We start from the raw sequence: 13,780 nt of genomic DNA, 5'->3' as shown, positions 1-13,780 counted from the left end.
ACCCCCACGACACAGGCCGCCACACCCGGCCCCAGCAACAACGACAGCGGCCTCTCCGCCCTGAACCTGGCCTCCGGAAATTTGGTGTATTACAAAAAACTGGTCAAAACCCAGACCTTCGTCACCCCGCCCATCGGCAACGGCCTGCCCGCCAATCCACCCTTCACCGCCGAGTTCGATATTCAGGTCGGCGCGACGTATAGCGTCTCCGTCCAGGCCGTGCGTGGCAGCATCGCCGGAGGTCAAGGCCGAGGACCGGCCAGCGCCTGGTATGACTTCACCTGGGAGCCCGCACCGCCGGAACCCGCCGTACCCTGGCCCAAGCGCCCGCAGACCGAGGTCACACTCGCCCCAGGCATCGAGGCCGCCGAGCTCGACCCCGTGCTGTGGCCTGCCGAGCTGAACGGCACGCGGCCCGTGGGTGTGCGGATCGCTTCGATCCTGGATGCGAATCCAAACGATGAGCTCTTTGAGCAAGGCGGGGCCTACATCTTCGCCCCCACGCCCGGCAGCACTAACTTTAACCGCCATGACCCCAACGCCCATGTCCTGGCACCCATCGGCAACAAAACCACCCAGGTCCTGGGCGTGGTCATGTACCGGCAGCAAGTCGCCAACACCCTCTTCCCCATGGTCGCGGGAGACACCCTTCAGGTCTCGCCATTGGTGAAAAAAATCGCCTGGGCAGCCACCACCTACGCGGGTCGCACGGGTGCCCTCCTGGCGGACCCCTTCTTTGCCATTCAAACCGCCGGCTCCCCCATCCCCACCCCGCACCTCTGGCTGCTCGATACCCAGGGCGTGGTCGAAGGTGCCCGCTACCACTACTACCTCGTCTGCTTCGGCAAAGATGGCGAGATCACCCAAACCATCGACGCCGGTTTCTACGGCCCGAACTGAAGCCTCACACGCCATGAAACCCTTCCTCACCTGCCTTTTCCTGGCCTGCACCGTCACCGCCAGTGCCGCGCCAGATTGGATCACCGAAACAGCGCACGAATTCATCACCACGGGCCGCTTTCAGACACCGTCCGATGGCACGGATCTCCTCGTCGTCGACAAAGCCACCGGCCTCGCCCGCCTGGGGCTGAAAAACGGAGCCTCCTTGACCTGGACGGAGCTGCCCACCGGCATGTCTGCCATCACCGGCCTCACCACCCTGCGGAGCGGCACCGTGGACGCCATCGCCACCAGCTCCGCCGCCTGGAATGCCGTCCAGCTCGTCAGCCCCGGCGGCAGCCCGCAGACGCTCAGCAGCCCCGTCGTCGGCCCACACGCCCTCGTCCGCCTTTCCACCGGGCATGTTGCTGGAGCAGTCGTGGAAGATGTCATCACCCTCGGCAGTCTTGGTGATGCGCCTGATCCGCATCAGCTCGCCGCGCTCGCTGTGTCTGGAGCCACACTTTTCAACACGCCAGTGCTCGATCTGCCAGTCGGCGCACAATTCATCCCGCTCAGCCCCGCCACCGGCCTGCCCGTGCTCGTCAGCACTCGCGGCGGCACCTTGCGCGTGGATCGAATGGATCGCAGTGGCATCATCGCTGGCGGTTTCGACGTCACCGGCCCGCATCCCGCCGGCGTCCACTGGACCGCTGTGCCGGGCGAGCTTTTTTCCATCGCCAAAACCAGCCTCACCCTCACCCAACACCGCATCGTCAGCAGCGCGGGCGCACCCGGATTCACCCTGCCCACCAGCGTCGCGCAGACCACCACCTTCACCATGCCCGAGCAAGCCGTCGGCCTGGATGCCGTCCCATTCACCGATCCGGCCTATCCCGCGTTGCGCTGCCTCGTCGCCATCCGTTTCGCCTCCGCACCGAACGAAGTGCATCTCTACCGCCTGCTGGATGCGCCCACCCCCTCCGCCGAAGAACTCATGACCCTCACAATGCCCCCCGGCGAAGACTTCGCCGGACTCACCACTGCGGGTGACGATTTCCAGCTCCTCAGCGGCCCCGGCGGCCGGGTAAAGACCTGGCAGCGCTACGCCCAGCCCGGCCCCGGCCAGCTCCCTGTCGTCGTCGCCTCCGGCACCCTCCCGCCACTGCGCACCCGCGCCGCCAGCCCAAACATTTTCATCTTCAATGCCGACCCCTTCACCGCCAGCAGCGCCGTGCTCATCGCCAGCCAGAGCCGCCTGAACTGGACCACCCTCACCAGCCTCGTTTCCCAGGGCGAAACCGATGGCGGCACCGCCAGCGGTCTTGGTGGGGCGCAAAACATCACTCTCACCGGCCCGCCAGGCTTCGCGCTCGGCAATCAACTGCTCGCCGGGGCCTGCCTCGCCGGATTCGGCCCGGTGGCCGCCGTGCCTCGTCCCAGCCTCCTATTCTCCCCCCCCGCTGGAGCTTACGCCGCGCTCGAAGTTGGAGCCTCCTTCAAAGTCAGCCTCAGCACCGCCTCGCCCACCGCCAGCATCCATTACCGCCTTCCAGGCAGCACGGCATGGTCCACCTACAGTGCCGCATCCCCACCCGCGCTCACCGCCAGCGGCAGCCTCACCGCCTACAGCATCGAACCCGCCACCGGCGCACGCTCCCCGCTCGTCTCCGCCGCCTACACCTTTGCCGCGCTGCCCCCCGTCACACCCGCCGCCGCCGTCGATGCCAATTTAAACGGCCTCAGCGATGCCTGGGAACGTGCCTTCGGCATCAACAATCCCAACACCGATGACGATGGCGACGGCTTCAATGCCATCACCGAGCAAAACTACGGCACTGATCCCCTTGATGCTGGCAGCCATCCCGCAGGCGGCAGCGCTCCCGAGGCCGAGATCGCCGCTGCCACCGTCCAGGCAGGTGAAATCACCCTCGCATGGCCAGACGGACTCGTCGGGTACATCCTCGAAAGCAGCCCCGATCTGCTAAACTGGACCCCCGTGAATCCCCAGCCCATCGACAACACCTGGAGCGAACCCATCACCGGCCCGCGTGAGTTTTATCGCCTGCGGAAGCTGTAGCCTTCAAAGTCCCAACGCTGCTGCCAGTGCCAGCATCTCTTCTTTGACCATGCTGTCATCACGCAAGCCTGCGGCCACCTCCTCGCGCACCATCGCTCGATAATCCGCGCGTAGCCGATGCACCGCCACGGCCACACTGCGGGCAGCAATGCCCATTTTTTCACCCGCTGTCTCGTAATCACCTGCTGAGGGATCTCGCGACAAAAACGGGCTCAATGTGGCAAACACCTTGGCCTTGCCCGTGCTCTCGCATTCCTCGCGCAGACGGATCAAAGCCGCTTCCATCACCGCATGAGCCCAGCGCTTCTCAAACAAGGTCTCCGGCGTTTCCGCCGTGCTCGGCTCCGCCCCAAACCAGCTCTCCGCCTGCGCCAGATCCAGCGGCACGGGGCTTTCACCGCCGCCGCGCTTCTGCGCCACCTCACGGCGATGCTGCTTGATGAGGAAGTTCTTCAAAACCGTGACCAGGAGCGTGCTAAAGCGCGCCTCCCGCCGCTCTACCTGGGCCAGCCAGTCCTGCTCGATCAGTTTCGCAAAAAACGCCTGCGTCAGATCACTCGCATCCTCCGCCGACTCCCCGCGTCGCCTGATGAAAGCGTACACCGGATACCAATATGTCCGGCAGAGATGTTCCCACGCGGCATCTCTTTTTGATGACTCAGATGCACCCCCCATGAGTGTCCAGCGAGTCGTCTGGAACTGCGGGGAATGAGATGTCTGGCCTGTGGGATGCATCATGCCTTGCGGCCAAGAATACGGTCCATGGAGTCCGATGTCTGATATATCAGCGCCTCGGGATAATGGGCATACGGGTGGAAGTACTCGAAGGTCAGGAAGCCCTTGTAGCCAGTGTCGGCGAGCGCGTCGGTGACGGCGGGCCAGTTCGTGGTGCCGTCGAGCAGCGGGCGGAAGGTTTCGAGGCTGAAGTCGGTGCCTTTTTTGGTGAACTCCTTCAGGTGGACGTTCTTCGTGCGGCTGCCGAGCACCTTCGCCCAGTGCTCCGGGAACTGGAACATGCTGATGTTTCCCGTGTCGAAATGCACGCGCACGTGCTCGCTGTGGAAACTGTCCACAAAGGCGTTCATCTCCATCGGTGTCATGAGGTAGCCGTTGAAGAAGATGTTTTCGATGTTGAGGCAGACTTTCAGTTTTTCCGCCTGCTTCGCGAGCTGCCCAACGGCTTCGCGGGCACGTTGATCGCACACATCATTCGCCACCGGCTCGTGATCCGTGCGCCACGGGATGTGAACGGCTCCAGGGACGACGAGCACGTTTTCGACACCGAGGTCATGCGCACACTGCGCGATCTTTCCGGCGAGTTCCATGCCTTGAGCGCGTTTCGCGGGATCATTGCTCGTCAGCGGATACGGCCAGAAGAGGAAGGAGCACAACCCGCTGATCTGGATGCCGATCTCGTCGGCCATCTTGCGAATTTTGACATAGTCCGCCGTGCCGTGTTTCGGCGAGAGATCGTTATCGAGGTCGTAGTTCAGCTCGATGCCGTCAAAGCCAGCGTCTTTGGCGAGCTGCAGGCACTCGCGCAGCGTCATGCGCTCGGGATACGGGAAGGCCCAGAGGTTGATCGACTTGAGCATGTCGTATTTCTTCGTCGATCCACGTCGTGCATCAGGCGCAGCAACCGGAGCGGCTTTTGCAGGCTCAAACGCGAGCGAGCTGAGCCCGATGGAGGCGATGGTGGCCTTCAGGGCGTCACGGCGGGAGAGGGGATCGGTGGGCGGGCTCATACTGCGATGCAATCAGAGCCGGGGGGATTGAGCAAGCGCGTTTCGGCTGCATTCAGGGATTGCCAAGCATTGGCGAGTCGGAACAATGGCGGGCGATGAAACACCTTTTGCTTCTTCTTTTGCCCGTCTTGCAAGCTGCCGCCGAATCGGGTGCTCCCGTCGGCAAGTTTCAGCAGCTTGATCCCTCGATCCCCACCCCCTCGGCGCAGCGCATTGCATCCGGAGCACCGGGGACAGGTTATTGGCAGAACCGGGCGGACTACGACATCAACGTGGAGCTGGATGATGTGAAGCGCACGATCACGGCGGAGGCGACCGTGACGTATCACAATGCCTCGCCGGATGCGCTGGAGTATCTGTGGGTGCAGCTCGATCAGAATTATCTGTCTCACAATGCGGACTCGCGGGCCGCGCCGAACACGAAGCGCGGGATTGATCCGGATAAGATCACCTACTCGGCGCTCGACCGGCTGCTGGCCTACGAGGACTACGATGGTGAGATGAAGATCAGCAAGCTGACGGACACAAAGGGTGCGGTGCTGCCGCATTCGATCGTGAAGACCATGCTGCGGCTCGATCTGCCGGAGCCGCTGGCCGCTGGAGCCGACTTTGTGTTCAAGATCGCGTGGAGCTACCCGATCAATGACTGCAAGCGCGTCAATGCGCGCACGGGCTACGAGTTCTTCAAGGAGGACGGCAACTGCATCTACACCATCGCGCAGTGGTTCCCGCGCATGGCGGCCTACACGGACTACGCGGGTTGGATCAACAAGCAGTTCCTCGGCACGGGCGAGTTCACGCTCGAGTTCGGCAACTACACCGTGCGCCTCACCGTGCCAGATGATCATCTCGTGGCCGCGACGGGTGCTTTGCAGAATGCGGAGGCCGTTTTGACCGAAACACAACGCGAGCGGCTCAAGAAGGCGCAGGGAGAGACGAAGAAGCCGATCTTCATCGTCACGCCGGAGGAAGCGAAGGCGGCGGAAAAAGGCAAACCGAAGGGCAAGAAGACCTGGGTGTTTCAGGCGGACAATGTGCGTGACTTTGCCTTCGCCTCGTCGCGCAAATTCATCTGGGACGCGATGGCGGTGGAAGGTGCGACACATCCACCGACGCCTGAGCGCAAGGGCGGCATCGCGGACCGCATGTTCCGTCCGCCGGTTATGGCGATGTCACTTTACCCGAAGGAAGGCATGCCGCTGTGGGACAAGTATTCGACGCATGCCATCGCGCACACGATCCAGGTGTATTCGAAGTACACGTTCGCGTATCCGTATCCTGTCGCATGGTCGGTGAACGGGCCGGTGGGTGGCATGGAATACCCGATGATCTGCTTCAACGGTCCACGCCCAGAGAAGGATGGCACCTACCCCGAGCGCACGAAGTATGCGCTCATCGGCGTGGTGATTCACGAAGTCGGGCACAACTACTTCCCCATGATCGTGAACAGCGACGAACGGCAGTGGACGTGGATGGACGAGGGGCTGAATTCGTTCGTGGAATACCTCACGGAGGAGGAATGGGAGAACGACTGGAAGCATCGGCGTGATGAGCGAGGCATGGTGGACTACATGCGACTTACCGACCGCGTGCCGGTGATGACGAACAGCGAGTCCATCGCCGACCTCGGCCCGAACGCCTACGGCCAACCCACCGCCGCGCTGAACCTACTGCGCGAGCACATCCTTGGTCGGGAGGCCTTCGATCACGCCTTCAAAACCTATGCGCGGCGCTGGATGTTCAAGCGGCCTACGCCGAGCGACTTTTTCCGTACGATGGAGGATGCGAGCGGTGTCGATCTCGACTGGTTCTGGCGCGGCTGGTTTTACAGCGTCGATCATGTCGATGTCTCGATTGATGAAGTGAAGTGGCTGCAACTCGACACGCGCGATCCAGCCATCGAGAAGCCCAAGAAGAAGCAGGAGAAGGAAGATCTGCCGAAGACGCTGACGAAGGAGCGCAACTACCCGCTTTCCAAGCGCGTGGACCGGTTCCCTGAGCTGAAGGACTTCTACGACAGCTTCGATGAAGCCACCGTGCTGCCGAGCGAGAAGAAGAAGTTCGAATCGCTCATCAAGGAACTCAACGAGGCGGAGATCGATCCCAAGCTGCTGCAGACGAAGCACAACTTCTACGCCATCGAACTGAGCAACGTCGGGGGGCTTGTGACACCGGTGATGTTGAAGATCGACTACACCGACGGCAGCACGGAGGAGATGAAGCTGCCCGCCGAGATCTGGCGCTTCAATACGGAAAAAGCCTCCAAGCTCCTGTTCACGAAGAAGGAGCTGAAGTCGGTCACCTTCGACCCGCGCCATGAACTTGTGGACACCGATGTGGAGAACAACTTCTGGCCCCGCCGTCCCGTGAAGAGCAAGTTCCAGCTCTACAAAGACGAGAAGGCCCCGAACCCGATGCGTGAGCTAACGAAGCCGGAGAAGAAGAACGACGCAAAGAAGTCAGATGAGAAGAAGTAGCCTCATTACATCCCTCGCGGTCTTTTTGCTCGTTCCGTGCCTGCACGCGCACTCGATCCATCAATCCACCGCCGAGGCGGAATACAATCCGACGACGAAGAAGCTCGAAGTCAGCCTCACGGTTTTCATCGACGACCTTGAACTGGCCTTGATGCGGCAGTCGGAGCGGTTGATGTCCATCGACAAAACGCCCGCCGCCGAGTTTGATGCTCAAATCCAAGCCTACCTCGCCAAGACCTTTGTGGTGACAGATGCAGCGGGCAAAGTGGCAAAGATCGAGTGGGTGGGACGTGAGTTGGCGCAGGCCGGTGATCCCGCAGTGATGCTGCACTTCGAGATTCCTATCGTGGGGGAACTCGCTACATCCACGCTAAGACACGCCGTGCTGTGCGACCTTTTCAAAGACCAGCTCAACCTACTGCTGGTGAGCGCAGGCACGCGGAAAGAGCAGCTCAAATTCACCGCCAATGACCCGATGAAGCCGTTGGTTATGCCGCCGCCCCCGCGCCGATCGTGATGCGCTTTTCAGGAATGGGGGACTCGATGATGCCTTCAGCGGTTTCCTGTTTCAGACGAAGCTGTCCGCAGGCGGCGGCGATGTCGTGCCCCTTCTCCCTGCGCAGGGTGGCAGTGACTCCGGCGGCGGTGAGCACGGCATGGAAAGCATCCTGCTGTGCTTCGCTCGGGCGTTCCCAGGCAAGACCATCGACGGTGTTGTAGGGGATGAGATTGACCTTGGCGTGGATGGATCGTGCCCGTTTGGCCAGGAGGTTAGCCTGAGAGATCATGTCGTTCACGTCCTTGATGAGGATGTACTCGAGCGTGATGTGCTGCTTGCGCTTGGAGCGCCAGTATTGCAGCGCGTCGAAAAGCTCGGCGAGATCGTGCTTTTGATTCACCGGCATGATACGGCTGCGGACTTCGTCGCTGGCACCGTGCAGGGAGATGGCGAGCCGGATCTGCATCGGAAAGTCCGCCAGCTTGCGGATCTGCGGCGCGAGACCGCTGGTGCTCACCGTCATGTGCCGCGCACCGATGCCGATGCCCCATTCGGCATTCAGGATTTCGATGGCCCGGGTCATGTTGGAGTAGTTCGCCAGTGGCTCGCCCATGCCCATGAAGACGAGATTGTCCACACGCTCACCGGCATAAGCCTCGACCTGCACGATCTGCTCGACGATCTCCGCCGCTGTGAGATTGCGGGTAAAGCCCGCGAGTCCGCTGGCGCAGAATTTGCAGTCGTAGGCGCAGCCGACCTGGCTGGAAACGCAGAGCGTGCGGCGGTCGGAATCACCGCCGTAGAGCGCGGGATTCGCCGGGATGAGCACGGTCTCGACGTAGCGCCCGTCGTTGAGCTTGAGCAAAAACTTCCGCGTCGTGTCCTCGGAGCCGGTGACCTTGGCGATGGTCATGCAGCGCGTGACATAGCGCTCCGCCAGAGCCTGCCGCAGCGGTTTGGAGAGGCTGGACATGGCCTCGATGGTCGGGGCACGCTTGGCGTAGGTCCACTCGATGATCTGCTTCGCCCTGAAGGCGGGCTCACCCAGGCTGGACACAAGCTCGGCCACTTCCTCGGGTTTGAGGCCGAGGAGAGAGGGCAGGGCGCGCGGCGGCGTGATGGGGGGAGTCATTGAGCCTGCGGAGTCAGTCGGCGTGGAAGCCGCGCACGGTCTCTTTCACCAGTGGGACGTTGTTCTTGTCGCGGATGAAGATGACTTTGCGCTCGTGGTAGTAGTTCGTGGTGCCCTGGGGCAGCGCGAAGAGCCACTCGGAGTCGTTGTCCCGGCGCTCGAAGGGCACACCCACGAGTTGGAAGACCTGGTCACCTCTCATGTTGGGCTTGATGCGTGCGAAGTTCCGGTCCGAGTACTTCAGCGAATAGCGCGTCTTGGATTGAAGGAAGTGGCTGGTGGCCTCCACGGCCTCGCTCATGGGATAGCCGAAACTGAAGATGTAATAGGCCAGGATCAGCGCGGGGAGTCCGACGAGGGCCAGCGGGGTGAAGAGATACCAGTTCTTTTTGAGCATGGGAGTGGGCAGTTGGCCCGGAGAGTCCCGCAGAGGCCGCCCGCCCGCAAGGTCAATTCATGGGGCCACCTGCCGGGAAAGCGTGTTACCAGGGCCACTTACCGCGCGTTTGGCTGGCAGTGTGTCTCGTCCTCCCCATAAACTCCGCCCATCGTGATGCCCGAATGTTTCGATGTGCAGGACTGCCTTCAGCGCGTGCGCGCTGGGGATATGTCATCGGCGCAGGTGCTCATCGAGCATCTGCACCCGCTCGTGCGGCGCTGGGTGCGCAATCATCTGCCGCGCCGCGAGAGCGAGGAAGATCTGATGCAGGAGGTCTTTCTCAAGCTGCTGCAAAAGCTCGACAGCTACCAGCCGCGTGCCGGCGTGCCCTTCGAGCACTGGGTGAGCCGCCTCACCGTCCGCACTTGCCTCGATGCCCTGCGCGCCGAGAAAGCACGGCCCGAGTGGCGCATGGCCGATCTGAGCGATGGGGAGACCGAATGGCTCGATCATCTGCTGCATCGTCAGGCCGACCTACCCCCCACACCGGATCGCGAGGCGAAGGCCATCGTCACCCGCTTGCTCGCCCAGCTTTCCCCACCCGACCGGCTCGTGCTCACGCTGCTCGACCTGGAGGAAAAGAGCACGCAGGAGATTGCTCAACTCACGGGCTGGACCCGACCCATGGTGAAAATGCGAGCCATGCGGGCGCGGCGAAAGCTGCGGGACATCGCGCAGGAAATGAACCTCAATGCATGAACTCATGAACGACTTCGACCAACGCTGGCAAACCGCCGCCCAAGCCGCCCGCCGTGTCGCGGAAGAGCCAGTCGAGCTGCCCTTCCGCTTCACCACGCGCGTGCTGGCCCGTTTTGAAAACACACCCGTCGAGCCCTGGCTGGATCTGCTCACCGCGCTCGGGCTGCGTGCCGTGCTGACTTCGGCCATTCTTTTCATCGCCAGTGCGGCGCTCGTCGCGTGGCAGGTGGACTTCGTTTCGCTGGCTCCTTCGTGGGTCGATGCGCCGCTTTCCCCTCAACTCCTGCTGCCATGATGATCTCACGACGCTTCAAAGCCGGCTGCCTCATGACCCTGCTCATCGGCTTCTGCCTCGGCATCGGTTTCGTCTTCGGCATCCTGGCGCATCAGGCCTGGAAAAAGAAGACCGAGCAGCCCGAGTTCATGAAGTGGGCTGCCATGAATCACCTAAAAAAGCTCGAACCTACGACCGAGCAACTCCCGAAACTCGAAGCCAAGGTCGATGCCACCATCGCCGAACTCATGACCTTCAAAGTCCAGGCCCTGCGCAGCATCTGGGACATCCTCGAACGCACGACCTCCGAGATCGATCAGGACCTCACGCCTGAGCAAAAGGAAGAGTGGTCCCGCATCAAACCGCAGCGGCCTGAAGAGGTGAAGTAACCTTCTTGGGGGAGCAGACTCAAGGTATGTCAGGGACCGTAAAGTGAACGATCTGGCCCGAGCCTTCCACGGTCACCGTCCACTCGCCTGGAGTCTTGGCAGGGCAGGGGGTCGAGGTTTTGTAGTCGTAGGGGGCGAGTTTGATCCGTGTGTGGATCGGTTCGCCGCTGGGTGGTTGCCAGACGAGGGAGAAGTCGTGTGGCTTGCCATCGGCGATCCACACGGTGTGGGCCGTTGGTGGACTGCCAGAGATGGTCAGGCTCTTGAGCCCGTAGCTGCGGACATCGCCTGGCTTTAAGGAGGGGGTGGTGAAACCATTGAACCTGGCGGTGCAGGCGGCATCAGTGCGCAGATACCAGCGCTCGCACTGGCCGCTGAAGCGGGTGACTAGATCAGGATGTGCAGCGGCGAGGTCGCGCCGCTCGGCGGGGTCGGTGCTCAGGTCGTAGAGCTGAGCCTGACGCTCGCGGATGGTCTCGATGAATTTCCACCGTCCATCGCGCAGGCCCCATTGCTCGGGGAAGACGTTTTTAGAAAAGAACACCGCGCGGCCTGGAAGATCGCGGGTCAGCAGATCCAGGCCGGGTGTTGTCACTTCGACTCCGGCCAGCGCTGCGAGCGTGGCAAAGAGGTCGCCGCTGCTGCCGATCCTGTCGCTGTGGAAGCTGGTGCCGAGCGAGGGATGAGAGATCAAAAGGAAGGTACGGACGTTCTCCTCGTAGATGGCGTTCTTGTGGGTGAAGTTGCCTGGATGCTCGCCGAAGGCCTCGCCGTGGTCGCCAGTGATGGCGATGATCGTATTCCCGTCGAGTCCGCGTGATTTCAGCATCGCCATGAGCTGGCCGATGATGCCATCCGTGTAGCGCAGGGCGCTCAGGTAGCTGGCGGCATTGCCCTGGCCACTGACACCGGGGAAGTCTCGTGGCGCGGAGTAGGGGTGGTGGGTGGCACCATTCATGTAGCTGAGCAGGAAGGGGCCGTTGCGGTGAGTGTCCAGCCAGGGCTCGATCTGCTTCAGCGTGAATTCCTCCTTCGCGCTCCAGGAGCTCAGCACGTTCTCGCTGCGGTGGTTTTTCACATCGCGGGCGAAGTCGTAGAGCGTGCTCCACCCGGCGCGCTGCTCAAATTCATCCATGGATTCCACGTCGAGCCGCTCGCTGGAGAAGAGCGCCGTCGCATAGCCCGCCTTGGCAAAGTCACGCGCCATGAGCGGCCCGGTGAAGGAGTGTCGAAAGACCTCCGAAGGCGCGTTCCAGGTCAGATGATAACCGCCGGTGTTGATGGCGAGGTGATTGAGCGCCGTGCTGGGAAAGACCGCATACACATGATCCAGAAGCACTGCGCTGCGGCTCAACCCGAAGAGATGTGGCAGCATGGGCAGGTGGCGGACGAGTGCCTGCGAGCCCACCGACTCCAGGACGATGAGCACGAGGTTTGGCTTCGGTGACGCCGCGCGGATCTTTGCTGCTGCGGAGGCAAGTTCGGGGGAGGTGGAGGCGCGGGCATCCACGGGCAGGTCATCGCCGGTTTGCGGAGACAGCGTGCTCGTCACCGCCGGGAGGAAGGCTTCATGGATCAGCGGGTAGAGCGGATGGCTGGCGGCGTTTTTCACCGGCTGTGGCAGTGAGATGAACCCCAGCCCCAGGGCGAGAACGGGGACGATGGGATGAGCGGGGGTGATCTTGCGGCATCTCAGCCAGCGCATCAACACCACTGCCAGCAAGGCATTCACGGCCAGCACACCCCAGGCCGCCATGATCGCAGCGGCTGCTGAACTGAGCAGGGCCGAAGGAGCCAGCCCCACGGCACCTTCTGCCAGTGAGAGCCGGTAGTGGTCTCCAAACAGGCGGAAATAACCAGGGTCCAGGATCACCAAGATGGTGAGCGGCACATAGGCCGTCAGGAATGCCCAACGACTCCACCCAGCCCGACCTGCAACCCAGGCCAATCCCACCACGAGCAGTGCGGCGATGGCATTCTGGGTCTGCATGAATGGCAGCCAGTGAAGATGGGTGAAGCCGGTATTTTCCACCTGCACCAGGGTCAGCAGCAGCCAATGGCCGAGGCCGTATGCGGCGGCACTTGTTACGGAAGCAGGCTTGAACATCGAGATTGAGGCAGATACGGGAAAGAGGGATGCGTAAACTGCATCCGCAGCTTCAATCTGCCAATTACTCCCTCGTTTCCGTCATGATGTCATCGCATCCCCTCGCCGCCTGTCTTGCCTCTTTCTTCAGTGTTTTTCTTCTTCAGGCGGCGGCGCTGGCCGGCCCCACGCTCACGGTCCAGATGGAGGGCTCCCGAACAGACGGGCAGATGACACCAGCGGTGGACTTTGGCACGGTTGTGCAGGGCAGTTCTGCCAGCCTGCCTTTGATGATCGGGAATGCTGGCCCCGGCAGCCTCGACATCAGCGCGATCACGGTTCCCACTGGTTTTCGTGTGGAGGTGAATGGCTCGAGCGGGCGGATCAGCTCCATCCCTGGAACCATCTTCGAGGGCGGCACAGGCTTCTTCACCGTCTACTTCGAGCCCACGACGAGCGGCGTGAAGGCGGGCGACCTCATCATCCATAGCAATGCCGACACGACTCAGGCGCAGTTCAGCTTCGCCATCACCGGCAGAGGTGCAAACGCCGTGCCGCAACTCACGATGGATGGCAAGGGCTTCGCCAAGATCGCGGACTTTGACAACGCACTGCACGGCAATTCGCCCAAGGACCGCCTCCTGGATGGTGGCGATGGATTCCTGTACGGAGTCACCTACAGTGGTGGGCCCAACTCTTTGGGTGCGGTTTACAAAATGACGTACGCGGGGGTGATCACGGTGTTGAAACACTTCGCGGGCGGAGCTGATGGGTCAAACCCAGCAGGTGGCTTGATCAAAGGCAGCGATGGCAACTTCTACGGCACCACCAACCTCGGTGGCACCTTCAACAGCGGCACCATTTTCAAGTTCACTGCCGCCGGAGTCTTCACCAAAATGGCGGATCTCAATTCAGCCACCACCGGCTTGCAGCCTCAAGGAAGACTGCTCGAAGCCAGTGACGGTAACTTCTACGGTCTAGGCCGTGTTTGAAAACCTGTCGATTGGCAAAGTTGAAGGGGTGGTGTAAATAAGGCGACCGATGAAAACACAACGCTTCGCATGGTGGGGGCCGCTCAAAG

The 13,780-nt window shown here is 61.9% G+C and carries 13 protein-coding genes; 8 read left to right on the top strand and 5 right to left on the bottom strand.

Annotation, left to right across the window (positions count from 1 at the left end; all coding sequences use genetic code 11):
- The coding region (locus tag AC6FTP_RS21915) for a hypothetical protein (protein WP_497209043.1) at positions 1–900 on the top strand (900 nt) is incomplete at its 5' end.
- Between the two features lie 13 nt (positions 901–913).
- Positions 914–2,959 carry a thrombospondin type 3 repeat-containing protein gene (locus AC6FTP_RS21910; RefSeq protein ID WP_497209042.1) on the top strand — a complete coding sequence of 682 codons (2,046 nt, stop codon included), beginning with the start codon at positions 914–916 and terminating at the stop codon, positions 2,957–2,959.
- 3 nt (positions 2,960–2,962) lie between these two features.
- Here the strand turns inward: AC6FTP_RS21910 and AC6FTP_RS21905 are convergent, their stop codons facing one another.
- The gene (locus AC6FTP_RS21905; RefSeq protein ID WP_497209041.1) at positions 2,963–3,562 is read right to left on the bottom strand and encodes an RNA polymerase sigma factor; all 600 of its coding nucleotides are present in this window, start codon (positions 3,560–3,562) and stop codon (positions 2,963–2,965) included.
- 131 nt (positions 3,563–3,693) lie between these two features.
- Positions 3,694–4,704: a sugar phosphate isomerase/epimerase family protein gene (locus tag AC6FTP_RS21900; RefSeq protein WP_497209040.1), complete on the bottom strand. Its 1,011-nt coding sequence runs from the start codon at positions 4,702–4,704 to the stop codon at positions 3,694–3,696.
- A 95-nt stretch (positions 4,705–4,799) separates the two neighbouring features.
- Here AC6FTP_RS21900 and AC6FTP_RS21895 point away from each other — a divergent pair, with 95 nt between their 5' ends.
- Entirely contained in the window at positions 4,800–7,181 is a 2,382-nt protein-coding gene (locus AC6FTP_RS21895) for a M1 family metallopeptidase (RefSeq protein ID WP_497209039.1), read from the top strand.
- A gap of 25 nt (positions 7,182–7,206) precedes the next feature.
- Positions 7,207–7,698: a DUF6702 family protein gene (locus tag AC6FTP_RS21890; protein WP_497209038.1), complete on the top strand. Its 492-nt coding sequence runs from the start codon at positions 7,207–7,209 to the stop codon at positions 7,696–7,698.
- Here AC6FTP_RS21890 and rlmN read toward each other — a convergent pair.
- Both rlmN and AC6FTP_RS21880 read right to left on the bottom strand, forming a co-directional pair.
- The gene (rlmN, locus tag AC6FTP_RS21885) at positions 7,670–8,812 is read right to left on the bottom strand and encodes a dual-specificity RNA methyltransferase RlmN (protein WP_497209037.1); all 1,143 of its coding nucleotides are present in this window, start codon (positions 8,810–8,812) and stop codon (positions 7,670–7,672) included. The two genes, AC6FTP_RS21890 and rlmN, sit on opposite strands and share 29 nt — an antisense overlap.
- Positions 8,813–8,825: 13 nt before the next feature.
- Positions 8,826–9,209, bottom strand: a complete 384-nt coding sequence (locus AC6FTP_RS21880) for a hypothetical protein (RefSeq protein WP_497209036.1) — start codon at positions 9,207–9,209, stop codon at positions 8,826–8,828.
- Positions 9,210–9,365: 156 nt separating this feature from the next.
- Between AC6FTP_RS21880 and AC6FTP_RS21875 the strand changes: the two genes are divergently transcribed.
- The 3 genes from AC6FTP_RS21875 to AC6FTP_RS21865 are packed head-to-tail and all read left to right on the top strand — an operon-like array spanning position 9,366 to position 10,613.
- On the top strand, positions 9,366–9,950 hold the full coding sequence (locus tag AC6FTP_RS21875; protein WP_497209044.1) for an RNA polymerase sigma factor: 585 nt from the start codon (positions 9,366–9,368) through the stop codon (positions 9,948–9,950).
- A 4-nt stretch (positions 9,951–9,954) separates the two neighbouring features.
- Complete coding sequence (locus AC6FTP_RS21870; protein WP_497209035.1) at positions 9,955–10,245, top strand: hypothetical protein; 291 nt, start codon at positions 9,955–9,957, stop codon at positions 10,243–10,245.
- Entirely contained in the window at positions 10,242–10,613 is a 372-nt protein-coding gene (locus AC6FTP_RS21865) for a hypothetical protein (RefSeq protein WP_497209034.1), read from the top strand. The genes AC6FTP_RS21870 and AC6FTP_RS21865 overlap by 4 nt, the downstream gene beginning before the upstream one ends.
- Before the next feature lie 19 nt (positions 10,614–10,632).
- Here the strand turns inward: AC6FTP_RS21865 and AC6FTP_RS21860 are convergent, their stop codons facing one another.
- A complete protein-coding gene (locus tag AC6FTP_RS21860; RefSeq protein ID WP_497209033.1) occupies positions 10,633–12,720 on the bottom strand; it encodes a sulfatase family protein in 2,088 nt (695 codons plus the stop codon).
- A gap of 29 nt (positions 12,721–12,749) precedes the next feature.
- On the opposite strand from AC6FTP_RS21860, the gene AC6FTP_RS21855 reads away from it, so the two are divergent.
- Complete coding sequence (locus AC6FTP_RS21855; RefSeq protein WP_497209032.1) at positions 12,750–13,691, top strand: choice-of-anchor tandem repeat GloVer-containing protein; 942 nt, start codon at positions 12,750–12,752, stop codon at positions 13,689–13,691.
- Positions 13,692–13,780: the final 89 nt, after the last annotated feature.

The organism is Prosthecobacter sp. (assembly GCF_044378005.1).
In the GTDB taxonomy this organism is placed as follows: domain Bacteria; phylum Verrucomicrobiota; class Verrucomicrobiia; order Verrucomicrobiales; family Verrucomicrobiaceae; genus Prosthecobacter.
The sequence above is the reverse complement of the archived record's forward strand: the minus strand, read 5'-3'. Positions and strand labels throughout refer to the sequence as shown.

Coding starts and splice junctions, on each gene's coding strand:
- rlmN (WP_497209037.1), bottom strand. CDS start 8,812: ATGACTCCCCCCATCACGCCGCCGCGCGCCCTGCCCTCTCTCCTCGGC.
- AC6FTP_RS21870 (WP_497209035.1), top strand. CDS start 9,955: ATGAACGACTTCGACCAACGCTGGCAAACCGCCGCCCAAGCCGCCCGC.
- AC6FTP_RS21895 (WP_497209039.1), top strand. CDS start 4,800: ATGAAACACCTTTTGCTTCTTCTTTTGCCCGTCTTGCAAGCTGCCGCC.
- AC6FTP_RS21900 (WP_497209040.1), bottom strand. CDS start 4,704: ATGAGCCCGCCCACCGATCCCCTCTCCCGCCGTGACGCCCTGAAGGCC.
- AC6FTP_RS21875 (WP_497209044.1), top strand. CDS start 9,366: ATGCCCGAATGTTTCGATGTGCAGGACTGCCTTCAGCGCGTGCGCGCT.
- AC6FTP_RS21910 (WP_497209042.1), top strand. CDS start 914: ATGAAACCCTTCCTCACCTGCCTTTTCCTGGCCTGCACCGTCACCGCC.
- AC6FTP_RS21860 (WP_497209033.1), bottom strand. CDS start 12,720: ATGTTCAAGCCTGCTTCCGTAACAAGTGCCGCCGCATACGGCCTCGGC.
- AC6FTP_RS21855 (WP_497209032.1), top strand. CDS start 12,750: ATGCGTAAACTGCATCCGCAGCTTCAATCTGCCAATTACTCCCTCGTT.
- AC6FTP_RS21865 (WP_497209034.1), top strand. CDS start 10,242: ATGATGATCTCACGACGCTTCAAAGCCGGCTGCCTCATGACCCTGCTC.
- AC6FTP_RS21880 (WP_497209036.1), bottom strand. CDS start 9,209: ATGCTCAAAAAGAACTGGTATCTCTTCACCCCGCTGGCCCTCGTCGGA.